At 71.3% G+C, this 26,720-nt stretch carries 22 protein-coding genes and 1 pseudogene; 11 read left to right on the top strand and 12 right to left on the bottom strand.

What is annotated here, in order from left to right; all coding sequences use genetic code 11:
* Nucleotides 1-54: 54 nt before the first annotated feature.
* Nucleotides 55-381, top strand: coding sequence for a metalloregulator ArsR/SmtB family transcription factor (locus tag QWJ39_RS06495; protein ID WP_290256917.1), 327 nt, complete (start codon nucleotides 55-57; stop codon nucleotides 379-381).
* Nucleotides 378-1,106, top strand: a complete 729-nt coding sequence (locus QWJ39_RS06490; RefSeq protein ID WP_290256916.1) for a cation transporter — start codon at nucleotides 378-380, stop codon at nucleotides 1,104-1,106. The genes QWJ39_RS06495 and QWJ39_RS06490 overlap by 4 nt, the downstream gene beginning before the upstream one ends.
* A 47-nt stretch (nucleotides 1,107-1,153) precedes the next feature.
* Here the strand turns inward: QWJ39_RS06490 and QWJ39_RS06485 are convergent, their stop codons facing one another.
* Entirely contained in the window at nucleotides 1,154-1,822 is a 669-nt protein-coding gene (locus QWJ39_RS06485) for a TetR/AcrR family transcriptional regulator (RefSeq protein WP_290256915.1), read from the bottom strand.
* Nucleotides 1,823-1,906: 84 nt separating this feature from the next.
* On the opposite strand from QWJ39_RS06485, the gene QWJ39_RS06480 reads away from it, so the two are divergent.
* Entirely contained in the window at nucleotides 1,907-2,260 is a 354-nt protein-coding gene (locus QWJ39_RS06480) for a thiamine-binding protein (protein ID WP_290256914.1), read from the top strand.
* Between the two features lie 8 nt (nucleotides 2,261-2,268).
* Here QWJ39_RS06480 and QWJ39_RS06475 read toward each other — a convergent pair whose 3' ends face one another.
* Both QWJ39_RS06475 and QWJ39_RS06470 read right to left on the bottom strand, forming a co-directional pair.
* Nucleotides 2,269-2,493 (bottom strand): hypothetical protein, encoded by a 225-nt coding sequence (locus QWJ39_RS06475; RefSeq protein WP_290256913.1) that lies wholly within the window; start codon nucleotides 2,491-2,493, stop codon nucleotides 2,269-2,271.
* A complete protein-coding gene (locus tag QWJ39_RS06470) occupies nucleotides 2,490-3,932 on the bottom strand; it encodes a glycosyltransferase family 2 protein (RefSeq protein ID WP_290256912.1) in 1,443 nt (480 codons plus the stop codon). Before QWJ39_RS06470 ends, QWJ39_RS06475 begins: the two co-directional genes overlap by 4 nt.
* A gap of 198 nt (nucleotides 3,933-4,130) precedes the next feature.
* On the opposite strand from QWJ39_RS06470, the gene QWJ39_RS06465 reads away from it, so the two are divergent.
* The 5 genes and pseudogenes from QWJ39_RS06465 (at nucleotide 4,131) to ppsA (ending at nucleotide 12,720) form a co-directional block, all read left to right on the top strand.
* Nucleotides 4,131-5,225, top strand: coding sequence for an acyl-CoA dehydrogenase family protein (locus QWJ39_RS06465; protein ID WP_290256911.1), 1,095 nt, complete (start codon nucleotides 4,131-4,133; stop codon nucleotides 5,223-5,225).
* Complete coding sequence (locus tag QWJ39_RS06460) at nucleotides 5,219-6,670, top strand: bifunctional PIG-L family deacetylase/class I SAM-dependent methyltransferase (protein ID WP_290256910.1); 1,452 nt, start codon at nucleotides 5,219-5,221, stop codon at nucleotides 6,668-6,670. Before QWJ39_RS06465 ends, QWJ39_RS06460 begins: the two co-directional genes overlap by 7 nt.
* Nucleotides 6,667-7,461, top strand: coding sequence for a glycosyltransferase (locus tag QWJ39_RS06455; RefSeq protein ID WP_290256909.1), 795 nt, complete (start codon nucleotides 6,667-6,669; stop codon nucleotides 7,459-7,461). Before QWJ39_RS06460 ends, QWJ39_RS06455 begins: the two co-directional genes overlap by 4 nt.
* A gap of 143 nt (nucleotides 7,462-7,604) precedes the next feature.
* A pseudogene (locus QWJ39_RS06450) lies at nucleotides 7,605-10,258 on the top strand (cation-transporting P-type ATPase).
* A 62-nt stretch (nucleotides 10,259-10,320) separates the two neighbouring features.
* Entirely contained in the window at nucleotides 10,321-12,720 is a 2,400-nt protein-coding gene (gene ppsA, locus QWJ39_RS06445; RefSeq protein ID WP_290256908.1) for a phosphoenolpyruvate synthase, read from the top strand.
* A 22-nt stretch (nucleotides 12,721-12,742) separates the two neighbouring features.
* Here ppsA and QWJ39_RS06440 read toward each other — a convergent pair whose 3' ends face one another.
* Genes QWJ39_RS06440 through QWJ39_RS06425 form a run of 4 tightly spaced genes read right to left on the bottom strand, consistent with a single transcriptional unit; the run spans nucleotide 12,743 to nucleotide 15,656 of the window.
* Entirely contained in the window at nucleotides 12,743-13,078 is a 336-nt protein-coding gene (locus QWJ39_RS06440) for a carboxymuconolactone decarboxylase family protein (protein WP_290256907.1), read from the bottom strand.
* 12 nt (nucleotides 13,079-13,090) lie between these two features.
* Nucleotides 13,091-13,948, bottom strand: coding sequence for an aldo/keto reductase (locus tag QWJ39_RS06435; protein ID WP_290256906.1), 858 nt, complete (start codon nucleotides 13,946-13,948; stop codon nucleotides 13,091-13,093).
* Nucleotides 13,945-14,379, bottom strand: coding sequence for a cupin domain-containing protein (locus QWJ39_RS06430; RefSeq protein ID WP_290256905.1), 435 nt, complete (start codon nucleotides 14,377-14,379; stop codon nucleotides 13,945-13,947). The genes QWJ39_RS06435 and QWJ39_RS06430 overlap by 4 nt, the downstream gene beginning before the upstream one ends.
* An 11-nt stretch (nucleotides 14,380-14,390) precedes the next feature.
* Complete coding sequence (locus tag QWJ39_RS06425) at nucleotides 14,391-15,656, bottom strand: multidrug effflux MFS transporter (RefSeq protein ID WP_290256904.1); 1,266 nt, start codon at nucleotides 15,654-15,656, stop codon at nucleotides 14,391-14,393.
* Between the two features lie 101 nt (nucleotides 15,657-15,757).
* Between QWJ39_RS06425 and QWJ39_RS06420 the strand changes: the two genes are divergently transcribed.
* Nucleotides 15,758-16,624 carry a helix-turn-helix transcriptional regulator gene (locus QWJ39_RS06420; RefSeq protein ID WP_290256903.1) on the top strand — a complete coding sequence of 289 codons (867 nt, stop codon included), beginning with the start codon at nucleotides 15,758-15,760 and terminating at the stop codon, nucleotides 16,622-16,624.
* A gap of 13 nt (nucleotides 16,625-16,637) precedes the next feature.
* Here QWJ39_RS06420 and QWJ39_RS06415 read toward each other — a convergent pair whose 3' ends face one another.
* Nucleotides 16,638-18,551 carry a heavy metal translocating P-type ATPase gene (locus QWJ39_RS06415; RefSeq protein ID WP_290256902.1) on the bottom strand — a complete coding sequence of 638 codons (1,914 nt, stop codon included), beginning with the start codon at nucleotides 18,549-18,551 and terminating at the stop codon, nucleotides 16,638-16,640.
* A gap of 141 nt (nucleotides 18,552-18,692) precedes the next feature.
* Here QWJ39_RS06415 and QWJ39_RS06410 point away from each other — a divergent pair, with 141 nt between their 5' ends.
* Nucleotides 18,693-19,700, top strand: a complete 1,008-nt coding sequence (locus tag QWJ39_RS06410) for a polysaccharide deacetylase family protein (protein WP_290256901.1) — start codon at nucleotides 18,693-18,695, stop codon at nucleotides 19,698-19,700.
* 74 nt (nucleotides 19,701-19,774) lie between these two features.
* A complete protein-coding gene (locus tag QWJ39_RS06405) occupies nucleotides 19,775-22,939 on the top strand; it encodes an HAD family hydrolase (RefSeq protein WP_290256900.1) in 3,165 nt (1,054 codons plus the stop codon).
* A 31-nt stretch (nucleotides 22,940-22,970) separates the two neighbouring features.
* Here the strand turns inward: QWJ39_RS06405 and QWJ39_RS06400 are convergent, their stop codons facing one another.
* From QWJ39_RS06400 to QWJ39_RS06385, 4 genes are all read right to left on the bottom strand, one after another.
* Complete coding sequence (locus QWJ39_RS06400; protein WP_290256899.1) at nucleotides 22,971-23,975, bottom strand: zinc-dependent alcohol dehydrogenase family protein; 1,005 nt, start codon at nucleotides 23,973-23,975, stop codon at nucleotides 22,971-22,973.
* On the bottom strand, nucleotides 23,957-24,808 hold the full coding sequence (locus QWJ39_RS06395) for a universal stress protein (RefSeq protein ID WP_290256898.1): 852 nt from the start codon (nucleotides 24,806-24,808) through the stop codon (nucleotides 23,957-23,959). The genes QWJ39_RS06400 and QWJ39_RS06395 overlap by 19 nt, the downstream gene beginning before the upstream one ends.
* A 76-nt stretch (nucleotides 24,809-24,884) precedes the next feature.
* Nucleotides 24,885-26,057 carry a YihY/virulence factor BrkB family protein gene (locus QWJ39_RS06390; protein ID WP_290256897.1) on the bottom strand — a complete coding sequence of 391 codons (1,173 nt, stop codon included), beginning with the start codon at nucleotides 26,055-26,057 and terminating at the stop codon, nucleotides 24,885-24,887.
* Between the two features lie 80 nt (nucleotides 26,058-26,137).
* On the bottom strand, nucleotides 26,138-26,713 hold the full coding sequence (locus tag QWJ39_RS06385) for a DUF3618 domain-containing protein (protein ID WP_290256896.1): 576 nt from the start codon (nucleotides 26,711-26,713) through the stop codon (nucleotides 26,138-26,140).
* Nucleotides 26,714-26,720 lie beyond the last annotated feature (7 nt).

The following is a 26,720-nucleotide window of genomic DNA, read 5'->3' as shown; positions in this document are numbered from 1 at the left end:
CGGCCGGGTAAGTACAGGATTGCGTGAATACATCGAAACTTGTACTTTTGAGACATGGAAACTCTCACGCAGGCACCAGTGCTCGCCAGATTTGGCCATGCGGTGTCGGACCCCACCCGCGCCCGCATCCTCCTGGCGCTTTCCGGAGCCCCCTTCCATCCCTCGGATCTGGCTGAGGCGCTTGGTGTCTCGCGGCAGAGCATGTCCAACCATCTGACGTGCCTGCGTGGCTGTGGGCTGGTGGTGGCTGTTCCGGACGGACGGCGGACCCGGTATGAGCTGGCAGACCCACGGCTTGGCCATGCAATCAAGGATCTGCTCGGTGTTGTTCTCGCCGTTGATCCGGCGTGCTGCGCCCCGGACGGGGAGTGCCGCGCATGACGGCGTCGCTGCAGGCGCCGGACCTTGAACGCCGTTCGGTGCTGAGCCGCCGCATCAGGCTGTTTGCGGCCGCGACTATCACCTACAACGTCGTTGAGGCCGTGGTGGCGCTCTGGGCTGGCAACGTTGCCGACTCGGCTGCCTTGATCGGTTTCGGGCTGGACTCAGTCATCGAGGTGGGCTCGGCAGTGGCGCTCTCGTGGCAGTTCTCGTCGAAGGATCCGGAACGGCGCGAGCATCTAACACTGCGGATCATTGCCATCTCGTTCTTCGCCCTCGCTGCCTTCGTAGCCGCTGACTCCGTCCGGGCCCTGACTGGTGCCGGCGAGGCTCAGCACTCGCTGCCCGGCATCGTGGTGGCCGCGTTGAGCCTGGCCATCATGCCCGTGTTGTCCTGGGCGCAACGACGGGCCGGGCGTGAACTCGGATCAAGGACGGCCGTCGCGGATTCCAAACAGACCCTGCTGTGCACCTACCTTTCCGCCGTGCTGCTCGTTGGTCTGGTCTTGAACGGCACCTTGGGCTGGTGGTGGGCTGATGCTGGCGCCGCTCTGGTCATTGCCGGCATCGCGGTCCGTGAGGGCATCAACGCCTGGCGTGGCGAAGGCTGTTGCGCAACAGCGGGACCGGCGGAGCAGGACGTGGCCTGCTGCGCCGGGTGCCAGGCCGAGCCGGAGCCGGCGGCCGTGCCCGTGGCTCTCGGGACGAAGCCGGCTGGCCGGTAGCGCCGTTTCGATCGCACCGAACGTGAGTGGCGCCGGCTAGGCTGGTCTCAACGGTACGTGGCCCCCGAGGGCGACCCGAACCTCACGCCGAACGCCGTGCCGTAGTGGGTTCCGGGCACCAGGGTCTGGGGCGGCAGCGGGCGGTCCGGCCGCTCGGCCCGGATGGCGTCCTCTAGCAGGGCCACCGGGCGGCGCCAGGCGTCCGAGCCGGCCTCCATGGTGTCCACCACGCCGATCAGCATGGCCAGCAGCCGGATCATGTCCGCCATGGAGATGTCGCTGCGCAGCGTGCCCTGGCCCTGCCCGCGTCCCAGCAGGATCGCGACCGACTCGATCAGGTCCCCGGTGATCCCGGTCAGCACCCCGCGGCGCCCGGCCACAGCTCCGAGGAGATTGGCCTCATCGCTGGCCACCGCCATCAGTGCTTCCACGATGCGGAACAGGCCCTCGGCGGCATCGGTCCCGGCCAGGGCATCGTCGATCACCGGGTTCACGCGCAGTTTCAGCTGCTGGTGCAACGCGGCGAGGACCAGTTCCTCCTTGTCCGCGAAGTTCCGGAAAAGGGTGGCGGGGCCCACGCCGGCGGTCACGGCGATGGTCTGCAGCGGTACCTCCGGCCCGTGCTCACGGAAGCACTGGCGGGCCGCGGCAATGATCTTATTGACGTTGCGTGCAGCGTCCGCGCGGAGCGGCCTGCGGTCTACTGCCCGGTTCATTTGCTCAGGGTAGCAACGCCGGGGCGGCGCGAACCGGTTACCCGCGGGTTCACATATTTATGACGCGGAGGGCACACTGGAGCCATGCTGCTTGCCTTTTCTGTTGCCCCGTCCGGCCGTCCCCCAGTCGCCCCCACCTCCGGTTCCGCTGCCGCCCCCGAGACGGCTCCCGGCGCGGACGACGCGTCGGTGCACGACGCCGTCGCCGCCGCGGTGCGGATCGTCCGCGAGTCCGGCCTCCCGAACCACACCGACGCCATGTTCACCACCATCGAGGGCGAATGGGACGAGGTGTTCGACGTCGTCAAGCGCGCCACCGAGGCGGTGGGCCGCTACGGCAGCCGCGTGTCCCTGGTGATCAAGGCGGACATCCGCCCCGGCTACACCGGCGAACTGACCGGCAAGCTGGACCGGCTGGAGCGGGCCCTGGGCGAGTAGGCCCCGCCCTAGTCTGCGTCAGGGTAGATGCTGCGACTCTCGGCGCGCTCATTCCGGGTACGGATCCACTCCGTGGGGTGGACCTTCGGGAGGACTTTCGCCAAGGCCAGGGCCGCGTACATCACGGTGTTGATGGCGACGAAGGTGGCGAGAACGGCGAACCAGTCGGTATGAAGGAGCGATTCCGGAAACAGCAGTCCCGCGGGGACGGCGGACGGGAACGAGGGACTCATGCCTGCTCCGCTTCTTCGGAGGCCCGTGCCGGCGCCGGGGTGAGGTGCTTCCACGTCGCCGTCCTGCCCAGGGCGATGTCCGCCACGCCCTTGAGGTAGACGATGTTGAGGAACATATCGAAGAACAGTTCGGGGAAGAGGGTTGCGGCCAGAAGCCGTGCCCGCCACCCGCCGGACCACACGGTGAGAACCCGCTCTGCCATGAACAGCAGGCCTAACCCGAGCCAGAAGGGGAACCAGATCCAGGCATCGAGGGCGAACACCATCAGGAAGATCAGGAGCAGGTAGGAACCCAGGGCGATCACGCCGTACCCGATTCCCAGTTGCTGGGCCCAGTACCGCATGGTTGGCGGCGTGACGCCGTAGGCTCCGATATTTTCCAGCGCACCACGCTGCCAGCGGAGCCGCTGGGCCCACAGGGTCCGCCAACCGGGCATCAACTCGGTGACGACAGTGCACTGGGAAGGCGAAATCATCAGCCCGCCCAGGGACTTCAACGCGATGGTTAATTCATTGTCCTCGGTCAGGGCGGCAGTGTCGTAGACGTCCCCCGGGGTGCCCGGGATCGTGACGCCGCGGCTGGCCGCCACGGTGCGCAGCGCCCGGGACCGGAAAAGCGAGGCGGTTCCGGTGAGCACAAAGACGCGTCCGCGGCGGCGGCTGATTTCGCGCCCGTAGCGCAGGTATTCGTTGCGCTGGAACTGTCCGATCAGACCGTGGCCCTCCTCGCCATAGAAGAGCCCGCCGACCGCCATCAGGGCCCTGTCCGCGGTAAAACGGTCCACGGCGGCCGCAAGGAAGCCGTCATCGAGCGCGGTGTCGGCGTCCATGATCATGACGACGTCGTTGTCCCCGAGCCCCGGGAGCAGGCCGGCCAGGACCTGGTTCAGCGCGCCGGCCTTCTTGTGCGTGTTGCCGACCGATTCGATGACCTCCACACCGGCAGCCCGGGCCCGTTCGACGGTCCGGTCAGTGCAGTTGTCCGCCACGACGATCACCCGGTCCGGTGACCTCGACTGCTGCAGCAGGGAGGCGATGGTCTGCCCCACGGAAGCTTCCTCGTTGTGGGCGGGGATCAGGACCGTCACCGTGACCGGGCCGGCGAACTCACCGCGGGTTGCGGCCATCACCACCCGGGGAGCGAGCGGACCGGTGAGGGGGTCCAGCGACCGCCGGGAGCGGTTGACGATCCTCCGGTCCACGGTCGCAACGCCGGCCGCCAGGAGGAGGGCCATCGCCATGGCCGCCAGAATCACGCGGGGGGCCGGGGCATCGGTGTTGTAGAGGATGCTCCAAAAACCAAACACCAGTCCCTGGGCGGGGGATTCGCTGAGCGCCGGGCCGCCGGCGGCCACGGCAAACCACAGGAGCGCCGCTGCTCCTCCGGCAATGACAGCGATGACAATCCCAACAGCTCGGTTCAGCCTTCCCGCACGCATGCGCTTGATAGTACCAGTGGCCCCACCAGCAGCACCTGTCACATGGGGGGATTTGCGGCTACGGTACCGGGACGCGGGAGCCCGGTCATGCAGATGGCGCCATCCCCGCCGATGGTAAGTAAGCTGAGATTCAATCGGGGGAAGGCGCAGCGGCGCTGGCCGGCTCCCCCGGAGCCAGCCACGAACCGTAAAGGACCCATGAACGCGACCCAGGACCCCCGCCCGCCCAAGGCCGTGCGGATCAGCTCCGGACCGGACGCGCTCGCCGGGCTGGATCCGTTCCTGGCCGCCGTCGCGGCCGCCGTCGGGGACGTTCCCGCCCTGCTGTCCCTCGCCGCGGACGCCGGATCATGGGCGCCGGCGCCCGGCACCGGCCGCACCGCGTTCCTCTGGGAACTGCTCGCGTCCGTCACCGCCGTCGACGTCGCGGCCGGCCGCATCCTGGAACCGCACCTGGACGCGGCCGCGATCCTGCAGCAGGCCAGGGACGCGGGGGAGGCCGGCGCCTCCACGGACCTCGAGGGCACCTGGGGTGTCTTCGCCGCGGAGGCACCCGGCCTCAGCCTCACCGCCGCTGAAGAGGGCGGCCGGACTCTGCTGACCGGCGCCAAGCCCTGGTGCTCGCTGGCCGGGCAGCTGGACCGGGCCGTGCTGACCGCGCACCTGCCTGGCGGCGGCCGCGCCGCGTTCGCCGTCGACCTCCACGCTGACGGCGTGAGCGTCGCCGACCCCGGCTGGACCAGCCTGGGGCTGCGGGAAGTTCCCAGCGGCACAGTGAAATTCGACGCCGTCCCCGCCACCCCGCTCGGCGGCGAGGGCTGGTACTACCGCCGCCCCGGCTTCGCCTGGGGCGGCATCGGCGTGGCGGCCTGCTGGCTGGGCGGCGCCGTGGCCGTGGCCCGCAGCTACCGGGACGCCCTAAAAGCCGCAGAGGACCGCGGCCGGGCCCCCGACCAAGTGGCCCTCGCGCACCTGGGCGAGATCGACCGCACCCTGGCCGGGCTCACCGCCTACCTGGCCCGCACCGCGGACCGGATCGACGCCGGTGACCTCTCCGGAAGCGGCGCCTGGCCCGAGGCGCTGCGCGTCCGCGGAGCCGTCGCCAGCGCCGTCGAACGCATCCAGGCCCTGGTCAGCCAGAACCTGGGGCCCGGACCGCTGGTCTTCGACGCCGCCTACGGCAAGCGCATGGCCGACCTCGCGCTGTACATCCGGCAGCACCACGCCATGCGCGACGACGCGCAGCTGGGCTCATTGGTCTTCATGGGCTTCGAGGGTGACGAGCCATGGTGAGCTTCACGCACCAGGACGCCGGCACCCCGGAAAGCGCCTGGGCCCGATCCGGCGCCGCGGCGCTGCCCGAGCTGCCGCTGAACGACGGCGAGCTCGCCGCCACCGCGTTCCTGGTGCTGGCCGCCCACCCCGACGACGAAACCCTTGGCGCCGGCGGCCTCATGGCCCGGCTGCACGCCCTGGGCGCGGACGTGCGGGTGCTGCTCTGCACCGCCGGCGAGGCCTCGCACCCGGATTCGCCCACGGTGACGCCCGAACGGCTGGCCGAGGTGCGGCTCAGCGAATTCGACGGCGCCCTGGGACATCTGCTGGGCGGACCCCGGCGCCGCTACCTGGGACTGCCCGACGGCCGGCTCGCCGAGCACCGGGCAGAGATCGCGGCGGCCATCCGGGAGGCGGCAGCGGACACCGGGAAGCCTGCCGAGCGGATTGTGCTCGTGGCGCCCTACCGGCACGACGGCCACACCGACCACGACACCCTGGGCCTGGCCGCCGCGGAAACAGCCGCCGGGCACGGCTACGGCCTGCTGGAATTTCCCATCTGGTACTGGCTCTGGGCCGCCCCGGAGGACGCGGCCTGGCAGGACTGGCAACGGTTCCCGCTGCGGCCGGAGGACCAGCAGGCCAAGGCCCGGGCGATGGCCGCCCACACCTCCCAGGTGGCCCCGCTCTCGGAGCAGCCCGGGGACGAGGTGCTGCTGCCGGCGGGCTTCCTGGCCCACTTCGAGCGGCACTGGGAAACCTTCGCCTGGCACCAGCCCCGGCCACCCGCCGCCGGGGATGCCGCCGGGGACACCGCCGGGGACACAGCCATAGACACGGCCGCCCGCGATGCCGGCTCCCACGGCGCAGCCGCCGGCTACGCCGCCGCCGACGCCGAGCGGCTCTTCGACGCGGTCCACGGCCGCGACGAGGACCCCTGGGGCTACACCGGCACCTGGTACGAACAGCGCAAACGCGCCCTGACCCTTGCCACGCTTCCGGAGCAGAACTACGAGGCCGGGTTGGAGATCGGCTGCTCGATCGGGACGCTGAGCGTTGAACTGGCCGAACGCTGCGGAACCTTCCTGGCCGTCGACGCCAGCAACACCGCCCTGGCCCGCGCCGCCGAACGGCTGGAGCACCTGCCCGCCGCGCAGACCCGTCACCTCACCGTCCCGCACGGCTGGCCCGACGGCGGGTTCGACCTGATCGTCGTCTCCGAGGTGGGCTACTACCTCTCCCCGGAGGAGCTTGACGAGCTGTTCCGGCGGGTCGAAGCCTCGCTGCTGCCCGGGGGCACCCTGGTCCTCTGCCACTGGCGGCATCCGCTGGACGGCTGGGTCCTGGACGGTGACACGGTCCATGCCATGGCCCGCGACCGGCTCCGCTGGGCCGGGGCCGGGCTCTACCGGGAACGCGACTTCGTGCTGGAAATCCTCCGGGCGCCGGAGCGGCAGCCATGACCGTCGCCATGACCGCCCGCCGGCGCCCCGCGATCGACACGGTCGCCGTCGTCCTTCCCGTCCACAACGAGGACCAGCACCTGGACCGCGCGCTGTCCGCCGTGCAGGCCGCCGCGGACCAGCTGGCCCGCGCCCGCCCGGAGGTGGTTGTCCTGGTAATGGTGGTGCTGGACTCCTGTACCGACGGTTCCGCGGAGATCGCCGGACGCTACGTCGAGGCCGACCCCCGCTTCCAGATCCTCACCGTCGGGCTCCGCAGCGCCGGGGCCAGCCGGGCGGCGGGCATCCGCACCGCCGTGCTGGGCCGTCCGCGCCGGCATCCGGGCCAGCGCTCCACCCCTGTGCCCTGGCGCGGAAAGACCTGGCTGGCGAATACCGACGCCGACTCCCGGGTCCCGCCGCACTGGTTGGTCCGGCAACTGGAGTTCGCCGACGCGGGGGCGGACGCCGTCCTGGGGTCGGTGGAACCGGACCCGGTGGGCATGGACCCGGACCTGCTGCGCCGCTGGCTGGAGCGGCACCCGTTCGAGGAGAACCACCCGCACATCTACGGGGCCAACTTCGGCGTCCGGGCCTCCGCCTACCTCGCCGCCGGCGGCTTCCCCAAGCAGCAATCGCACGAGGACCGCACCCTGGTCCAGGGCCTGCGCAGCCTGGCGTTCACGGTCCTGGCCACCGACAGCGTCCGGGTGCTGACCTCCGGGCGGACGCAGGCGCGGGCACCGCAGGGCTTCGCGGCGTACCTGCGCTCCCTGGGCCGGCAGGCACCGCCGGCGGCCACCGGCAGCTAGGCGGCCGACGCCGCAGCCGGGGCCTCCAGCCCCCTCCGGAACAGCCGCACGCCGGGGACTTTCGGCCCTAACCCGCGGAAGGCGCGCGGGCGGATCGTCGAATCCATGACACGCCGGTGCGGAGCCGGAACACGGTGCTGCCGATGACGGGCCTGACCTCGGCGGAGGCGGCCCGGCGGCTGGAGCGCACCGGCCCCAACCGGCTGCCGGAGGCCGGGCCGTGCCGGGGTGGCGGCGGCTGCTGGCAGAACTGACGCACTTCTTTGCCGTCATGCTGTGGGCGGCGGCCGTCCTGGCCTTCATCGCCGGGATGCCGCAGCTGGCCATCGCGATCGTGGTGGTGATTTTGGTCAACGGCGTCTTCGCCTACATCCAGCAGGAACGGGCCCAGCATGCCGCGGCGAAACTGCGCGAGCTGCTGCCAGCCATGGTCTCGGTGCGGCGGGACGGCCGGGTGGTCAAGGTGCACACCACGGAACTGGTCCCCGGCGACGCCGTCGTGCTGGTGGCCGGCGACCGTGTCCCCGCGGACCTGCGCCTCATCCTGGCCGCGGGCTGCTCGGTGGATGAGTCCATGCTCACCGGTGAAAGCGAACCGGTGCCCCGCGCCGCCGGGGAGGTGCTTTACGGCGGCACGTTCCTGGTGGTCGGCTCCGCCGAGGGGCTGGTGGAGGGCACCGGGGCCACCACCCGGCTGGCCGAGATCGCCTCCCTGACCGGCCGCGTCGAACCGCCGCCGAGCCCGCTGGCCCGGGAGCTGCAGCGCATTGTCCGGATCGTGGCCACCGTGGCGCTGGGGATCGGGGCGCTGTTCTTCCTGCTGTCCCTGCTGGTGGGGATCTCCTGGCGGGATGCCTTCCTCTTCGCGATCGGCGTCGCCGTGGCACTGGTCCCCGAGGGCCTCCTGCCCACGGTCACCCTCTCCCTGGCCATCGGGGCGCAGCGGATGGCCGGCCGCAACGCCCTGGTCCGGAACCTGCAGGCCGTCGAGACACTCGGCTCCACCACCTTCATCTGCACCGACAAGACCGGCACCCTCACCCAGAACCGGATGAACGCGGTGGAGGTCTGGACCCCCGCCGGGACCCTGGACATCGCCGGTCAGGGCTACGAACCCGAGGCCCACGTCAGCGCCGGCGGAGCCGCCCCCGCCGGGGACGCCCTCCGGGCCGCGTGGCGTCTTGGCACCGCCGCGCGGGCGGCCTCCGTCGGCCGGGCCGTCCTTCACGAGGGCCGGTGGATCGCCGAGGGGGACCCGATGGAGGCGGCCATCGACGCCCTTGTCACCCGGCTGACGGGCAATGGGATTGCTCTGACGGCCGAAGAAACGGATGGCGGCGGCGCGGGCAACGACGCGACGCCGACGCCGGACCGGCGCTTCGCTTTCGACCCCCGCCGGCTGCGCGAGTCCGCGCTCGCCGGGACCACCCTCTACGTCAAGGGCGCGCCCGAGTCCGTCCTGCCCGTCTGCCGCGGCGGCAACGGCGCATCCCGGGAACTGGTGGACCGGATGGCCTCCCGCGGACTGCGGGTCCTCGCCGTGGCCGAGCGGCGGCTGCCCGGCCCCGCCCCCGACGGCGCCACCGCCGATGAGCTGGAGCAGGACCTGGAGCTGCTGGGCCTGATCGGCCTGCACGACCCGCCCCGGGCGGAGGTCCGCGTGTCCCTGCAGGCCGCCCGCGAGGCCGGCATCAAGGTGGCCATGGTCACCGGCGACCACGCCTTCACCGCCGCCGCCATCGCGCGGGAGACCGGGCTGATCGGCTCCCCGGAACTGGTGCTGGAGGGCCACACCCTCCCGGAGGATGACGAGGTGCTCGCCGCCCTCCTGGACCGCGACGGCGTCGTGGTCAGCCGCGTCTCACCCGAGCAGAAGCTCCGCGTCGCCCGGCTGCTGCAGCGCCGCGGCCACGTCCTGGCCATGACCGGCGACGGCGTCAACGACGGGCCCGCCCTGCAGCAGGCGGACATCGGCGTCGCGATGGGACTCAGCGGCACCGACGTCGCCCGCGAGGCCGCGGACCTGGTGCTCCTCGACGACGACTTCGCCACCATCATCGCCGCCGTCGAACAGGGCCGCGCCACCTACGCCAACATCCGCCGCTTCCTGACCTATCACCTGACCGACAACGTCGCGGAGCTGACGCCGTTCGTCTTCTGGGCGCTGTCCGGCGGCCGGTTCCCTTTGGCGCTGAGTGTCCTGCAGATCCTGGCCCTGGATATCGGCACCGACCTGCTGCCCGCCCTGGCCCTGGGAAGTGAGGCCCCCAGCAAGGGCGCCCTGAAGCGGCCACCGGAGCGGCGGCACCTGATGGACCGGGCGCTGATGGTCCGGGTGTTCGGGCTGCTCGGCCCGGTGGAGGCGGTGCTGGAGATGGCCGCCTACACGGCGGTGCTCCTCGGCGCCGGGTGGAGCCCCTGGACGCCGGGGGCCGTGCTGCCGCCGTCGGACGCGTTGATGGCCGCCTCCGGTGCCGCCTTCACCACCGTGGTGCTCGGTCAGCTGGCCAATGCCTTCGCCTGCCGCAGCGCCACCGTCCCGCCGTGGCGGCTGGGCTGGGCCAGCAACCGGCTGCTGCTGTGGGCGGTGCTCGCGGAGCTGGGGCTGCTCACCGTTTTCCTCTTCCTGGGCCCTGTGGCGGATCTGCTGGGCCAGGCGCCGCCGACGCCGGGCGGCCTGGCCGTCGCGCTCGCCGCCATCCCCGCGGTGCTGCTGGCGGACTGGGCGTACAAGGCGTTCCGGCACCGCGAGTTCCGGCACCGCCGGGCCGGCGTCCGGGGGGCCCAAAGACTCTGACCCCGCGGGGCCGCCCACAGCAGGATCGGAGCATCGACGGACTACCACCGAGGAGCGACCGCATGCCCGGACACGTGTTGTGGTTTGAGGAGATCGGCATGGCCGATGTGCCCCGGGTGGGAGGCAAGAACGCGTCCCTGGGTGAGCTGATCGGGGCGCTGAAGACCCGCGGCGTGCGGGTGCCGGACGGCTTCGCCACCACGGCGGAGGCCTACCGGCTCTTCATCGACGCCAACGGCATCGAATCCGGGATGCGGGAACGCCTGGACGCCTTCCGCGCCGGGACGGCCACGCTGCGCGAGACCGGCGAGGCCATCCGCGAACTCTTCCTCGGCGGTGAATTCCCGCCGGACCTGGCCGAGGCCCTGCGCGACCATTACCGGGAGCTGGGCCGCCGCTCCGGGACGGACCGGCTCTCCGTGGCGGTCCGCTCCAGCGCCACGGCGGAGGACCTGCCGGACGCCAGCTTCGCCGGCCAGCAGGAGACGTTTCTCAATGTCGCCGGGGAGCGGGAACTGCTGGACGCCTGCCGCCGTTGCTACGCCTCCCTGTTCACTGACCGGGCCATCAGCTACCGCGAGGTGAAAGGCTTCGACCACCTCGACGTCGCCCTCTCCATCGGCGTGCAGCGGATGGTGCGCTCGGACATCGGCGCCTCCGGGGTGATGTTCTCGATCGACACGGACTCCGGCTTCCCCCGCGCAGCCGTGATCAGCGCCGCCTGGGGCCTCGGGGAAACGGTGGTGCAGGGCAGCATCAACCCGGACAAGTACCTGGTCTTCAAGCCGCTGCTGGGGGAGGCGTCCGCGGCCGCCGGCATCCGCCCGATCATCGAGAAGACCCTCGGCGCCAAGGAACGCAAGATGGTCTACAGCCGTGGCGGCCACGCCCGCACCCGCACCGTGGACACGTCCGAGGCGGAACGCCGCGCCTTTGTCCTGACCGATGAGGAGATCCTCACGCTCGGCCGCTGGGCGGTGACCGTCGAGGAGCACTACGGCCGGCCGATGGACATGGAATGGGCCCGGGACGGGGAAACCGGTGAGCTGTTCATGGTCCAGGCCCGGCCTGAGACCGTCCAGTCGCGCAAGGGCGGGTCCCGGTTCACCGTGCACCGGTTGCTGGAAACCGGGCGGGTCCTGGCCGCCGGGGCGGCGATCGGCGATTCGATCGCGCAGGGCACCGCCTGTGTGATCCGCAGCGCCGCGGACATCGAGGGATTCCGCGACGGCGCCATCCTGGTCACCGAGATGACGGACCCGGACTGGGTGCCGATCATGAAGCGGGCCGCCGGGATCGTCACCGACCACGGCGGACCCACCAGCCACGCCGCCATCGTGAGCCGGGAACTGGGCGTGCCCGCCGTCGTCGGCACCGGGAACGCGACGGCGGTGCTCCAGGAGGGCCAGTCCGTCACGCTGTCCTGCGCGGAGGGGGACCAGGGGCGCGTCTACGCCGGCAGCCTGGCGTTCGAGACCGAGGACGTGGACCTGGGCGAACTGCCGGAGACCCGGACCCGGATCATGGTCAACATCGCCAGCCCAGCCGCCGCGTTCCAATGGTGGCGGCTGCCCGCGGACGGTGTGGGACTGGCCCGGATGGAGTTCATCATCAGCTCCCTGATCCGGGTCCACCCGATGGCGCTGGTCCACCCGGAGCGGGTCACGGACCCTGGCGAGGCCGCGCAGATCCGGGAGCTGACCCGCGGGTATGCGGATCCGCGGGACTACTTCGTGGACGTCCTGGCCCTCGGCATCGCCAAGATCGCCGCGCCGTACCATCCCCGGCCGGTGATCGTGCGGCTCAGCGACTTCAAGACCAACGAATACGCGCACCTGGTGGGCGGGACGGCCTTTGAGGAGGCGGAGGAGAACCCGATGCTGGGCTTCCGCGGCGCCTCCCGCTACTACGACGAGCGCTACCGCGAGGGGTTCGCCCTCGAATGCCGTGCGCTGAAACGGGTCCGGGAGCGGCTGGGCTTCGGCAACGTGATCGTCATGGTGCCGTTCTGTCGCACCCCGCAGGAGGCGGACAAAGTGCTGGCGGTGATGGCGGAGAACGGCCTGGTCCGCGGGGAGAACGGGCTGCAGGTGTACATGATGTGCGAAATCCCGGCCAACGTGGTGCTCGCCGGGAAGTTCGCCGCCCGCTTCGACGGGTTCTCCATCGGCTCGAACGACCTGACCCAGTTGGTCCTCGGGGTGGACCGGGACTCGGGGCGGCTGGCGGCGCTCTTCGACGAGCGGGATGAGGCGGTGATGGCGATGATCAGCGAGGCGATCCGCCAGGCGCACGTGGCCGGGATCAAGATCGGCATCTGCGGTCAAGGCCCCAGCAACCACCCGGAGTTCGCGCAGTTCCTGGTGGGGGAGGGCATCGACTCGATTTCGCTGAACCCGGACAGCTACCTCAGGACCGTCCCGCTGATCGCCGAGGCGGAGCGGCGGCCAGCGGGCGGGTGAGGAGCGTCAGGCCCGGACCGGCCTACCGCGGGCCACCGCCGCCATAAATGTCAGTTGCCATGCGGAACGCGGCCCAGGCCTTGGGCCACCCGGCGTAGAAGGCCGCGTGGGTCAGCACCTCGGCCATCTCGTCGGCCGTGACGCCGTTCGCCTTGGCCCGGCCGATGTGGTGCTGGAGCGAGCTGTCCAGCACTCCGCTCGACATCAGGGCCGTCACGGTGACGATGCTGCGGATCCGCGGGGAGAGTTGTTCTTCGCGGGCCCAGACCTGACCGAAGAGGACGTCGTCGTTGAGCGCGGCGAACGTCGGGGCGAAATCACCGAGCGTGTCCCGGCCGGCCGTTACTTTTTCAGGCATTGTGGGTCTCCTCTACTTTCCGGAGTAAACGGGGAACGCGGCGTGCTCGCCGTAGTTCTTTTCATCGAGGGTGCGGAGGCTTTCCATGTCCTCGTCCGAGATTGTGAAGGTGAGTTCGGCGTTCGACCGCATGTGGGCCGGGTTAGCGGTCTTGGGCAGTGACACGGCGCCCAGCTGCAGCGTGTAGCGGATGCATAGCTGCGGCACGCTCGCCCCGTATTTCTCGGCGATCGCCGCGATCTGCCGGTTGTTCAGGACCTGGCCGTGGGCGATCGGGGAATAGGCCTCCACCGCGATGCCTCGCGACTGGCAGTAGTCGATCAGATCGGTGGGGGTATTTCCCGCGTGCACGAGGATCTGGTTGACGTGCGGAGCGACGGTTCCGTGGTCGAGGAGGTTCTCCAGATCGGCCTGTAGGAAGTTCGAGACTCCGATCGCGCGGATTTTCCCTGCCCGGTGGGCTTCCTCCAGGGCCCGCCAGGCGGCAAGGTTGCCCTCGGAGTAGTCGCCGCCACGGAAATCATCCCAGGGCTGCGGGGCGTGGATCAGCATGAGGTCGACGTATTCAAGACCCAGCTGCTCCAGTGACCGGTCGATGGCGGCGACGGCGCCGGCGTAGTCCTTGATCTCGGCGGCGAGTTTGGTGGAAACGAAGAGTTCGTTCCGCGCCACCCCTGAGGTGCGGAGGCCGTCGCCGACGCCGCGCTCGTTTCCGTAGGCCTGGGCGGTGTCGATGTTGCGGTATCCGATCGCGATGGCCTGGCGCACGGCCTCGGCGGCCTTGTCATCGTCGATGAACCACGTGCCCAGCCCCAGGGTGGGGACCTCGACGCCGTTCGACAGGGTCAGCGTTTCGTTCACAATGGTCATTCTGTTTCTCCGTTCTGGGACAGCCCGCCGTACACCTCGTCGGTGACCGGCTCGAGCCATTCGTTGCTGAGGTCATTGCCCGGGGTGATGAAAGCGACGTGGGAGAACCACGAGTCCGCCTTCGCTCCGTGCCAGTGTTTGGTGCCTGCGGGCACGTGGATGACTGTTCCCGGTTCCAGGCTGACGGGGGCCTCGCCGTCGGCCTGGTACCAGCCGCTGCCTGCGGTGCAGAGGAGGATCTGGTCGCCTCCTCCGTCCGTGCCGTGGTGGATGTGCCAGTTGTTGCGGCACCCCGGCTCGAAAGAGACGTTGCTGACGGGGACCGGGCCCGAGGCGAGGGGCGCCAGATAACTCTGGCCGGTGAAGTACTGCGCATACGCGTCGTTCTTCTGGCCCAGCGGGAAGATTTGGCTAAATTCGCTGCCGTGCATGGTGTTTCCTTTCAGTGATGGGAGTGCTCTGGAACGGGTGTTTCCGGGGAAGGTCCTGCCGCCGGTGCCGGGCGGGACGACCGCGGCAGCAGGACCAGGGCGGTCGCGGCTGCCAGGGTGATCGCGGCGGCGGTCACCAGGCCCAGCGGGAGGATGCTGAGTGATCCGGCGAGTCCGACCAGCGGGGCGGCGACTCCACCGAGAGCGAAGCGTGCGGCGCCGAGGAAGGAGGAGGCGGCGCCGGCGATGGTCGGATAGCCGGCCAGTGCGATGGTGGTCGAGGGCGGGCTGGTGACCGCGGTCCCGCTCACCAGGAGAAGTAGGGAGACCATCACCGCGGGCAAGGGCAGGTGGGTGATACCGGCGGTCAGGATTCCCCCGGCTCCGGCCGCGCACATGGCCAGGCCGACCATGAGGGTCCCGGTGATGCTCCACCGTTCGCTGGACCGGCCGGCGAGGTAACCGAAAGCCATGAACCCCGCAGAATTCAGGCCGAAGGCCATGGCGTATTGCTGAGGCGAGAGGCCGTAGACGCCCTGCAGGACGTAGGTGGCGCCGCTGAGATAGGCAAACAGCGCCGCATAGACAAACCCTTGAACCACGACAGCGCCGACGAACCCGCGGTCCCGGAACAAAACCCGCATATCGCGGCCCACCTGGCCGAACCCGCCCGGGGTGCGCGACCCCGCGGGCAGCGTCTCGCCAAACCCGACGACGACCCAGGCCAGAATCGCCGCGCCAATGACCGCAAGGACCTGGAACAGTCCCCGCCAGTCCATCACCGCGGAGAGCGCACCGCCCACCAAGGGTCCCACGATGGCCGCAAAGCCGCCGATAACGGTCAGCCGGCCGTAAAAGCGGATCAAGCGGCCGCCGTCGTACACATCGCGGCCCGCCGCCTGGGCGATCACGATCCCTACGCCGCCGGCCACGCCCTGGACCAGCCGGGCGAGCACCAGCACCTCAATGGAGGGGCTCATCGCACACAGTGCTGACACGACGACGTACGCGGTCACCCCGATCAGGAGCGGCTTTCGCCTGCCAAAGCGGTCAGAGAGCGGGCCTGCGACCAGCTGCCCCGCCGCCAGCCCCAACAGGCACGCGGTGACCGTCAGCTGTGCCGTGGACGTCTTCACGCCAAGCTCGGCGGTCAGGGCAGGGAGAGCCGGAAGATAGAGGTCCATGGAGATGGGTCCAAAGACCGTCAGCACCAGCAACAGCGCCGCCAACCACCGGCCATGGCGGCCCGTCTGGTTGAGGGTGGAGGAATCAGTCATGTATTCAGCAAAACCCTTATCGGCAGGCCGAAGAAGTCCCTGTCAAGAGGTGTACGGGCAGGGCATCCCTCCGCCGCGGGGATCGTCGTATCGTCATAAACATGGACAATCGAGCCGAGGTGCGCGAGTACCTCATGTCACGTCGGGCCAAACTCACCCCCGAGCTCGCCGGGATACCCTCCGGTCCGAACCGGCGGGTCAAGGGACTGCGCCGCTCGGAGGTGGCCATGCTCGCAGGCGTCAGCGTGGAGTACTACTCCAAGCTCGAACGCGGAACCATCGCAGGGGCCTCCGCCTCGGTGCTGGACGCCATCTCCGAGGCCCTGCAGCTGAACGACACGGAAAGGGCCCATCTATTTGACCTGGCCCGGGCCGCCGACGGGATTCCCACCTCGGGCCGTTCGCGGCGCCGCGGCATCACCCGGAATACCGCCCTGCGCCCGAGCCTCCAATGGGCACTTCGTTCCATCACCGACGGTCCCGCCTTTGTCCGGAACGCGCACCAGGACATGGTGGCCACCAACGATCTGGGCCGTGCTTTCTACTCGCCCGTGATTGGCGACGGCGGACGCACACCCAACCTCGCCCGCTTCCAATTCCTGGACCCGGCCTCCAGGGACTTCTATCCCGATTGGGACCTCTTCGCCGACATGTGCGTGGCGATCATGCGGGCGGAAGCCGGCCGGGACCCGCACAACAAGCTCCTCCAGGACCTCGTCGGCGAGTTGTCCACCCGAAGCGACGTCTTCCGCCGGCTCTGGGGGGCCCATGACGTGCGCACCCACGGGTCGGGGACCAAACGCTTTACGCACCCGGTGGTCGGGGAGCTCACCCTGGCCTACGAGGAGCTCGCCGTCACGGCCGATCCCGGCCACGTGCTCCTTGTCTACTCGGCCGAACCCGGGTCACCCTCAGCGGAACGGCTGAGCCTCCTCGCCTCCTGGGCCGCCTCGCAGCCCATCGCCTGATAACCGGCGCTTTCTACGGTCCCTTCGTCCCCGTGCCCGTCCCCGGTGCCGGGTTCCGGCCCGTGCCCGTGCCGCCCGCACTCAGCGCCCGGAGCGCGTTCAGGATGGTGGCGAGGTCCACCACCTCCTGGGACAGGGCACCGGCGATCGCCGGGACGTAGCCCGCGGCGGCCGCCACCATCAGGGCCACGCTCATCGCGATGCCGATCCAAATGCTCTGCAGCGCCACTTTCACGGTGCGCTGGCCGATCCGTACTGCCGAGGCCACCTTGGACAGGTCATCCAGGATGATCACCACGTCGGCCGACTCGCCAGCCGCCGTCGAACCCCGCGCGCCCATCGCGATCCCGACGTCGGCGACGGCGAGGACGGGGGCGTCGTTGACGCCGTCGCCCACCATCATCACCGGCCGCAGCGGCAGGGACCGCACCGCTTCCACCTTGTCCGGGGGCAGACACTCGGCCCGGACGTCCGTGAGGCCGGCCGCGTCCGCGATGTGCTCGGCGGTGGCCAGGGCGTCGCCGGTGAGCATCACGGTCTGCGTGACACCCAGGTGCTGGAGCTCGCCCAGGGTGCGGCGCGCCTCGTCCCGGAGTGGGTCGCTCATCACCAGGCAGCCGACGAATTTTCCGTCCACCCCCACATAGATGCCCAGCTGCCCGGACACCAGATCCGTCTCCACCACGCCCTCGGCCGCTTCGGCCACAAAATTCGGTTTCCCCACCACCACGTCCCGCCCGTCCAGCCGGGCCCGGACGCCGTGCGTGGCGTACTCGGTGGCCTCGGAGGCGCTGTGGAAGCCCAGCACCCGGGCCCTCGCGGCGTCCATCACGGAGGCGGCGAGCACGTGGGAGGAGTACTGCTCCGCGGACGCGGCCAGGCGCAGCACCTCGTCCTCGTCCAGGGTGCCCGTGGTGCGGATTTCCACCAGCGCCGGCCGGCCGTAGGTCAGGGTGCCGGTCTTGTCGAACGCGGCGGTGCGGATCCGGCCCAGCAGCTCCAGCACCCCGGCGTACTTGACGATGATCCCGCCGCGGGCGGCGCGGCTCATCCCGCCCAGGAAGGCCACCGGCGCGGCGATCAGCAGCGGGCAGGGCGTGGCCACCACCAACACCTCGGCGAAGCGGGCGGGGCTGCCGCTGATGATCCAGCCGACGGCGCCCAGCACGTACGCCAGGCCCGTGAAGGGGACGGCGTAGCGGTCGGCCAGCCGGACCATCGGCGCCTTGCTTTCCGCGGCTTCCCGGACCAGGGCCACGATCCGGCTGTACTGGGAGTCCTCCATCCGGGCCGTGACCCGCATCCGGACTGCCGCCTCCCCGTTCAGCGACCCGCTCATCAGGTTCTCCCCGGCCGCCCGTTCAACGGGCAGGCTCTCTCCGGTGAGGGACGATTCGTCGAAGGTGCCGGAGTCGGAAAGCAGGACCCCGTCCAGAGGCACCACCTCGCCGGGGCGGACCAGCAGGATGTCGCCGATCCGTACGTCGGTGGCGGCCACATCCTCGTGCTGGCCGTCGGCCAGGCTGCCGTCACCGTGGGTGCCGTCCGCCGCCACACCGGCGCGCTCGCGGTGCGCCGTTTGCGGGACGCGTTCGAGGAGCGCGGTCAGTTCCGCCTTGGCCCGGCCCGCCGCGAAGTCCTCCAGCGCCGTGCCGCCGGCCATCATCAGCACAATGATCATGGAGGCGACGAACTCGCCCACCAGCACGGTGCTGACGATCGCGGTCACGGCCAGAATGTCGATGCCCCAGGTGCCGCCCATCAGCCGGCGGACCATGCCCACCGCCAGGTACGCGGCGACGGCCAGGGCGTAGAGGCTGGCAGTCCAGCGGGCGATGCCCTCCTGGCCGGACACCAGCAGCAGGATCACGGCCAGCAGGACGGCCAGGGTGCCTGCCACCAGCGGGTACCGGAAGAGAGTTTTCACGGGGGTCCTGCCTTGCCTCAGCGCCGATTCCGGGATGTGCCTCTTCCAGCATCCTACTGCCCGGGGACGGCGGGTTTCCGGGGCCGTTGGAGGGGTCTTTGAGCCCTATCCCGGGCAGCGGATCCGGGGTCACGGTGGGGCATGTGGTCGATCCCCGCCGGCGGTCAGCGCCGGCTCCTGGCGGCGGTGCTCGCCGTCCTGCTCGTGGCGGCCGCGGTGGCCGGAGCGGTGCTGCTGGCCTCGGGGCCGCGGGGTTCGGGCCCGCAGGGCGGATCCCCGGCCACACTGTCCGTGCCGCCGTCGTCCTCGTCGTCGCCCTCCGCAGCCACGACGACGGCGACCCCGTCGCCGGCCGCGTCGTCGTCCGCGCCTGAGCCGGGCGTACCGGCGCCGCCCGCCGCGGAGCCACCCGCGCCGCCCGTACCTCCCGCGCCACCGGCACCCCAGCCTTCCGCCCCGCCCGAACCGGCACCTGTGCCACCGCAACCGCCCGCCCCGCCCGCGGACCCGTTTCCGGCCGCGCTCCGGGGCGCCGACGTCGAGGTCATCCCCGGCGCCGGGCCGGTGGTCGCCCTGACCTTCGACGCCGGGGCCAACTCCGCCGGGCTGCCCAGCATCCTGCAGACCCTCTCCGCGACGGGTGTGCGGGGGACGTTCTTCCTCACCGGCGCGTGGGCGTCCGGCAATCCGGCGTGGGTGGCCGCGATCGTGGCCGGAGGGCACCGGATCGGCAACCACTCGATGACCCACCCCGGCTTCACCGGCCTGACCGACGCCCAGATCGCCCAGCAGCTCGCCGGCGCGGAGGCCGCCATCAGCGCCGCCGGCGGGACCGCCCGGCCGCTGTTCCGGTTCCCTTTTGGCGAGCGGGACGCGCGCACCATCGCCGCCGTCAACGCCCTGGGCTACGTCGCGGTCCGCTGGACCGTGGACACGCTGGGCTGGAAGGGAACCAGCGGCGGCATCAGCGTCCAGACCGTGCTGGACCGGACCCTCGCCGGGCTGCGCCCCGGCGAGATTGTCCTGATGCACATCGGCTCCAACCCCGACGACGGCAGCACCCTCGACGCCGACGCCCTGCCGCAGTTGATCGCGCGGCTCCGGGCGGCGGGCTACGGCTTCACCACCCTCGATGCCCTCCTCCGCTGACGGTGCCGATGAGGTGCACCGCTGACCGTGACGCGGGCCTGTCGCACGCCCGGGAAGGCTGGTACGAATAACGCATGACGGTCTCGCCCACAGTCGCCGCAGCACTGGCGCCGGTGGACGCCGTCGTCTTCGAACTCGACGGCGTGCTGCTGGATACCGCCGAACAACGCGCCGCGGCCTGGCGGATCCTGCTGGACGAGGTCCTGCGTGACCCCCGGCTGCCGGCCACCGCCCGGCGCGGCCCGCCTACCCCCGCCGACTTCACCGCTTACCTGGACGGCCGAACCCCCGCCGAGGGGGTGGCGGACTTCCTGGCCTCCCGCGGTGCGGCGCTGCCGGCCGGACACCCCGCCGACCCGCCGGGGGAGTGGACGGCGGCGGGGCTGGGCGCCAGGCAGGACGAGCTCTTCGCCGCGGCGCTGGCGGCCGACCCGCCACGGGCCTACCCCGGCTCCGTCGCCCTGCTGGAACGGCTCCGGGCCGGTCGCGTCCCGGTGCTGCTGGCCACCTCCGCCCCGCACGCGGCGCCGCTGCTCGCCGCCGTCGGACTCGACGGCGCCTTCGACCAGATCGCCGACGGGCAGACCGCCGCGCACCGGGGCCTGCCCGGCAAACCCGCCCCCGCCCTCCCGCTGGAGGCGGTCCGGAAGCTGGACATCCCGCCCCGCCGGGCCATGGTGATCGAAGCCTCGGTGGCCGGGGTGCGGGCGGGACGCCGGGGCGGCTTCGGGCTGGTGGTCGGCATCGACCGGGACGGCCACCGCGCGGCTCTGGAGGCCGCCGGCGCGCACATCGTGGTGGAGGACGTCAGCGAACTGGACATCGGCCTGGTCATCACCCACCCCTGGCTCTTGGTCTACGAGGGCTTCGACCCGGCGCACGAGGGGCACCGGGAAGCGCTGACCACCCTGGGCAACGGCTACCTGGCCACCCGCGGGACGGCCCCGGAACAGCGCGCCGGCCCCATCCACTACCCTGGGAGCTACCTGGCCGGCGTGTACAACCGGCTCACCAGCACGGTGGAGGGCCAGCGGACCACGGACGAGCACATGGTGAACATCCCGGACTGGCTGCACCTGGACCTGCGGATCGAGGACGGGCCGTGGTGGTCGGAGGGCGGGCTGCGGCTGCGCCGGGAACGGCGCACCCTGGACCTGAAACGCGCGCTGCTGACCCGGGAGGCGGAGCTGGAGGACGACGCCGGGCGGCGGCTGCGGGTGGTGCAGCGGAGGCTGGTGTCGATGGCCGAACCGCACCTCGCGGCCCTGGAGACCGTTATCAGCGCGGAGGGCTGGAGCGGCCGGATCAGCATCAGCAGCGGCTGCGACACCGCGGTGCGCAACGCCAACGTCCCCGAGGACGCCGGCCTCGCCCAGCGCCACCTGACCGGGGTGCAGGCGGTGGAAAACCCCGCCAACGCACCCGGCCCGGGCGCCGTCGGCCTCGACGTGCAGGTCCGCACCAGCCGCAGCCGGATCGGGATCGCGCTGGCCCTGCGCACCGAGGCCTCCGGCCCGGCGAACACCGCCTACCACCAGTCCGCCGGCCTCTACGCCCACCGCCTGGAGGCCGCCGTGGGGGAGGGAGCCCCGGTCACGGTCACCAAGACCGTTGCGGTGGCCACCTCCCGGGACCATGCGGTGTCCTCGCCGCTGGCGGGAGCGCAGGCGGTGCTGGCCCGCGCCGGCATCTTCGACCAGCTGCTGGCCGACCACGAGCGGGCCTGGTCCCTGCTGCTGGCCCCGTTCATCATCGACTCGGATGCCCCCTCCCAGGCCCAGCTGATCCTCAACCTGCACGTCTTCCACGTGCTGCAGACCCTCACCCTGCACACCGCCGAGCTGGACGCCGGCGTCCCGGCCCGCGGCCTGCACGGGGAGGGCTACCGGGGGCACGTCTTCTGGGACGAGCTCTTCGTCCTGCCGGTGCTGAACTCGCGGCTGCCGTCCTCGGCCCGCGAGTTGCTGGACTACCGGTGGCGCCGGCTGGGGACGGCGCGGGACGCGGCCCGGGCGGCTGGCCTTTCCGGCGCCCTGTTCCCCTGGCAGAGCGGCAGCGACGGCACCGAACAGACCCCCAGCCTGCTGTACAACAGGCTGTCGGGCCACTGGCTGCCGGACTACTCCCACCGGCAGCGGCACGTGGGGCTGGCCGTGGCCTACAACGCTTGGCAGTACTTCGAGGCCACCCAGGACCGCGGCTGGCTGACCCAGCACGGCGCCGAACTGATCGTGGAGGTGGCCCGGCTGTTCGCGTCGATGGCCGAGCACGACCCCGCGGACGACCGCTTCCACCTGCGCGGCGTCATGGGCCCGGACGAGTACCACACCGGCCCCCCGGAGCACCCGGACGCGGGCCTGGCGGACAACGCCTACACCAACGTCATGGCCGCCTGGGTCTTCGACCAGGCCGAATGGATTATGCGCTCGGTCAGGGGCTTTGACATGGAGGACCTGAAGGCCCGGCTGGGGATCACGACGGCGGAGATCACCCGGTGGGCGCGGCTGAGCCGGCGGATGTTCGTGCCCTTCCACGGCGAGGGCATCATCAGCCAGTTCGCCGGCTATGGCGAGCTCCGGGAGCTGGACTGGGCCGGGTACCGCCGCCGCTACCGGAACATCGAACGCCTGGACCTGATCCTCGAGGCGGAGGGGGACAGTCCCAACCGCTACCGGCTGGCCAAGCAGGCTGACGTGCTGATGCTCTTCTACGTCCTGGGCGAGGACCAGCTCACCGGGTTCCTGGCCCGGCTCGGTTACCCGGTCACCCCGGAGCAGTTGGCCGCCACCGTGGACTACTACCTGGCCCGCACCGCGCATGGCTCCACCCTCAGCCGGGTGGCGCACGCCTCGGTTTTGGCCCAGCGGGACCCGGAGCAGGCCTGGGCCACCTTCCGTGAGGCGCTCGACGCCGACCTCGACGACACCCAGGGCGGCACCACCAGCTCGGGCATCCACCTGGGTGCGATGGCGGGAACCATCGACGTCGTCCAGCGCAGCTTCGCGGGCCTCCGGATCACCCGCGACGCGCTGACCTTCACGCCCCGGCTGCCGGTCGAGCTGCGCCGGCTCGGCTTTAAGGTCCGCTACCGGGACCAGCTGCTGGCGGTGCACCTGGAACCGGGGCGGCTGGCCGTCACCGCCGCCCCGGGCGACGCCGCGCCGGTGCTGGTCCGGGTGGGGCAGCAGGAGGTGTTCCTGCAGGCCGGGCAGCGGCACGAGTTCCGGGCGGGGCCCTGACGCCGGGCACCCGGTGCGCCACGTATGAAACTCAGTCCCTCACCCGAATGACGGCGGCGCCGGTCACCCGGTCCGCGGCCAGGTCCCGGAGGGCCCGGCCGGCTTCCTCGAACGGGTAGGCGGTGGTGCTGGGCCGGAGCGGGATCTCCGCGGCGATCCGGAGGAACTCCTCCCCGTCGGCCCGGGTGTTGGCGGTGACGCTGCGCAACTGCCGTTCCTGGAAGAGCTCGGCGGCGTAGTCCAGGGCGGGGATGTCGCTGAGGTGGATGCCGGCGACGGCCAGCGTGCCGCCGCGGTCCAGCGCCCGCAGAGCCGGCGGCACCAGGGTTCCCACCGGCGCGAACAGGATGGCCGAATCGAGTGGATCCGGGGGCGGCTCGTCCGCGTCGCCGGCGAACACGGCGCCCAGCTCCAACGCCAGGGCGCGGGCCGCGGGGGAGCGGGTCATCACATAGACGCTGGCTCCCCGGTAGAGGGCCACCTGCGCGGCAAGGTGGGCGGAGGCACCGAAGCCGTAGATGCCGAGCCGGCCGCCCACGGGAAGGTCGGCCCGCAGCAGGGCCCGGTAGCCGATGATCCCGGCGCACAGCAGCGGGGCGGCCTCCTCGTCCCGGAAGGATTCGGGGAGCCGGTAGGCGAAATCCTGGGCCACGGTCACCAGTTCCGCGTAGCCGCCGTCGCGGTCCCAGCCCGTGAAGGTGGGCGTTAGGCAGAGGTTCTCCTGCCCGCGGACGCAGAACCGGCACACCCGGCAGGTGCCCCCGAGCCAGGCGACCCCCACGCGCTCGCCGGGCTGGAACCGGTCCGCCCCGGGCCCGGACGCAACGACGTCGCCCACCATCTCATGCCCGGGCACCACGCCGGGCCGCCGCGGGGGCAGGTCCCCCTCGGCCAGGTGCAGGTCGGTCCGGCACACGCCGCAGACACGCACCCGGACCAGTACCTCGCCCCGGCCGGGGACGGGGTCGGGCCGTTCGCCGGCCACCAGCGGACCGGTGTCCGCGGGCCCGGGCCGGCCTACCCACCAGGCGCGCATGGGTCTTTCCGGATGATGAGGACGTTGCAGGGTGCCTGCTGCAGAACCCCGGAGACGGTATTGCCCGGCCCGGTGCCGCGGCGGTGGGATCCCAGTACCAGGACGTCGGCCCCCGCAGCGGCGGCGGAGAGTTCCCGGCCCACGTGCCGCCCGGGAACCAGGGTTCCGGTGACGGCCAGTCCCGGGGCCAGCCTCCGGGCCTCGGCCACGGCGTCCGCCAGGAGCGCGGCTCCGCCCGTGGCCCGGCCGGCGCCGCGCTCCGGCGCGACGTGGAGAATCTCGAGGCCGGTGCCCGTTGCGGCGGCGAGGGCCGCGGCCTGGGCTACGACGGCGGTCCGTGCCGGGTCGGCGTCGACGGCGGCCGTCACCGGCTGGCCCGGCAGGGTGAGCCGCCTGACCACCATCAGTGGGCAGGGCGCGGAGGCTGCGAGGTCCGCGCAGACGGAGCCGGCGATCCGGCCCAGCACGCCACCGAGTCCCCGGCTGCCTACCACCAGTAGTGCCGCCCCCCGGGCCGCGTCCTGCAGCACCTGGGCCGGAAGCCCCGGCAGCATCCGGGCGGTGACCGTCAGGCCGGGGGCGGCGGCTCGCGCAATGGCCGCTCCGGAGTCGCGGATGGTCTCTGCGGCGTGGCGAAGCCCGCTGCCGGAGACGCCGCCGACCGGGCCCAGATTGGAGGTGAAAACCGGCCAGACCCAGGCGTGCACCACGTCGAGGCTCCGCTTCGTCGCGGCGGCGTGCCGGGCCGCCCAGCGAACGGCCAGCCGGGCGGAATCGGAGTCGTTATAACCGGCCACGACGGCGGCGCGCGGGCCTGCTGCGGCTGCCGGCATGGATCCTCCCGGGTAGGCGGACGGCACCCCAGCAGTGCGGCTTCACCTCAGTACAGACCGCCCGCCCGAGCGGAGGCTAGGGGCTTTTGTCCCCGCGGCGGCCGTCAGACCCGTGGCCCGCGCCGTGACCGGCGCCGTGCTCCGCCGACGCCTCCCGGGCGTGCTCCTCGCGGAGCTCCCGGCCGCGGCGGATGTCTTCTTCCTCCTGGGCCTGGAGCTTGTCGCTCTTCTTGGTGTCCCGCGGCGGCAGCTGGATGGTTTCCTCGGCCTCGATCCCGGCCTGCAGTTCGCGGCCGCGTTCGGTCTCGGCGTCAAATTCGGCGCCGAACAGCAGCGACATGTTGAGGATCCAGAGCCAGAGCAGCGCCACGATGACGCCGCCGATCGCGCCGTAGGTCTTGTTGTAGCTGTTGGAGTAGGCGACGTAGAAGCCGAAGGCCACCGAGGCCAGCAGGAAGACCAACAAGGCGATCGCCGAGCCCATGCTCAACCAGCGGAACTTGGGCTGCTTCACGTTGGGGGTGGCGTAATAGAGGATCGCGATCGCGACGATCAGCAGCACCAGCATGACCGGCCACTTGGCGATGTTCCACACCATCAGGAACGCGCCGCCGAGGCCGATCAGGTTGCCCACAGACTCCGCCACCGGCCCGCTGAGGACCAGCATCGAGGCGAGTAGCACCACGATCAGCAGGTTCACCACGGTGACGCCCAGCATGGTGCCGCGCAGCTTCAGGAAGGGCCGGCCCTCATCCGTTTCGTAGACCCGGTTCATGGCGCGGCCGAAGGCGCCCACGTAGCCGGAGGCGGACCAGATGGCAGTCAGGAGGCCAATGACGAACGTCAGGCCGGCCGCGGAGGAACTGGTCAGCTCCTGGATCAGCGGGCGGATGGTGTCCACGGTCTGCCCGGGTGCGAAGCCCTGGACGATGTCCAGCAGCGCACCGGTGGTCTTCTGCGCGTCGCCGAAAAGCCCCAGCAGGGACACCAGCGCCAGCAGGGCGGGGAAGATGGAGAGCACCGAGTAGTAGGTCAGCGAGGCGGCCAGGTCCGGGCACTGGTCCTTGGTGAACTCGCGCAGGGTCTTACGGGCGATGTACTTCCAAGAGGGTTTGGTGACGTCGGTGGGGCGGTCTGGCTTGCGGGCGTCCTCCGGAGACGGGGACGTGCGGGCCTTGGCGGTGCTGCTGGTGGCGGTCTCGGCGTCGTCCATGGAGCCAGTGTGCGCCTGGGTGAGGTTCTTGGCCATCGGAATCTTCTTTCGTGGTTAAGCGCAGCGGCCGGCTGCCTCCGCGTCAGCGGGGGCAGCCGCCCGCCATCCGGGTCAGGCTAGGCCTGCTGGACATTGTCCTTGGCGTCGGCGGCGCGGTCCCTGACGTCGGCGACGGCCGTCTGGCCCTCGCCCTTGACGTTCTGGGCCGCGTCGGTGGCCGTGGCCTTGACGTTTTCCATGGCTGCCTGGGCGGGTTCCTTGAGTCCCTCGGCCACGTGCTGGGCCGCCTGGCTCAGTTCCGTGGTGAGTGGCTCGGCTGCAGACTTGAGTGCATCGGCGGCCTCCCGTTCCTTCTGGCTGGCCGGGATCAGGGCGGAGACCAGGAGGCCGGCGCCGAAGGCGATGAGGCCTGCGGCGAGCGGGCTGCCCTGGGTCTTGGCCTTCACCTGGCGGGGTGCGTCGGAAACAGCAGAGCCGGCATCGCTGAAGTGCGCTCCGGTGCTGCTGCCGGCGTGGTCGGCTGCTCCCATGACTTTCTCCTTCGCTCCGAAGACTGCGTCTTTGACCTTGTCGGTCTGGCGCTGGACGATGTTGGACGGGGTGACCTTGTCCGCTACGGCGTCGACGTTGGTTCCGAGCCGCGCGCGGGTTGCTTCGATGTCGGCACGGATGGCATCCGGGTTCTGACTCATTGTCTTT

This window comes from Arthrobacter sp. YD4, from assembly GCF_030410515.1.
Lineage (GTDB): Bacteria > Actinomycetota > Actinomycetes > Actinomycetales > Micrococcaceae > Arthrobacter.
Note: the sequence above shows the minus strand (reverse complement) of the source record. Positions and strands in the feature narration are given on the sequence as shown.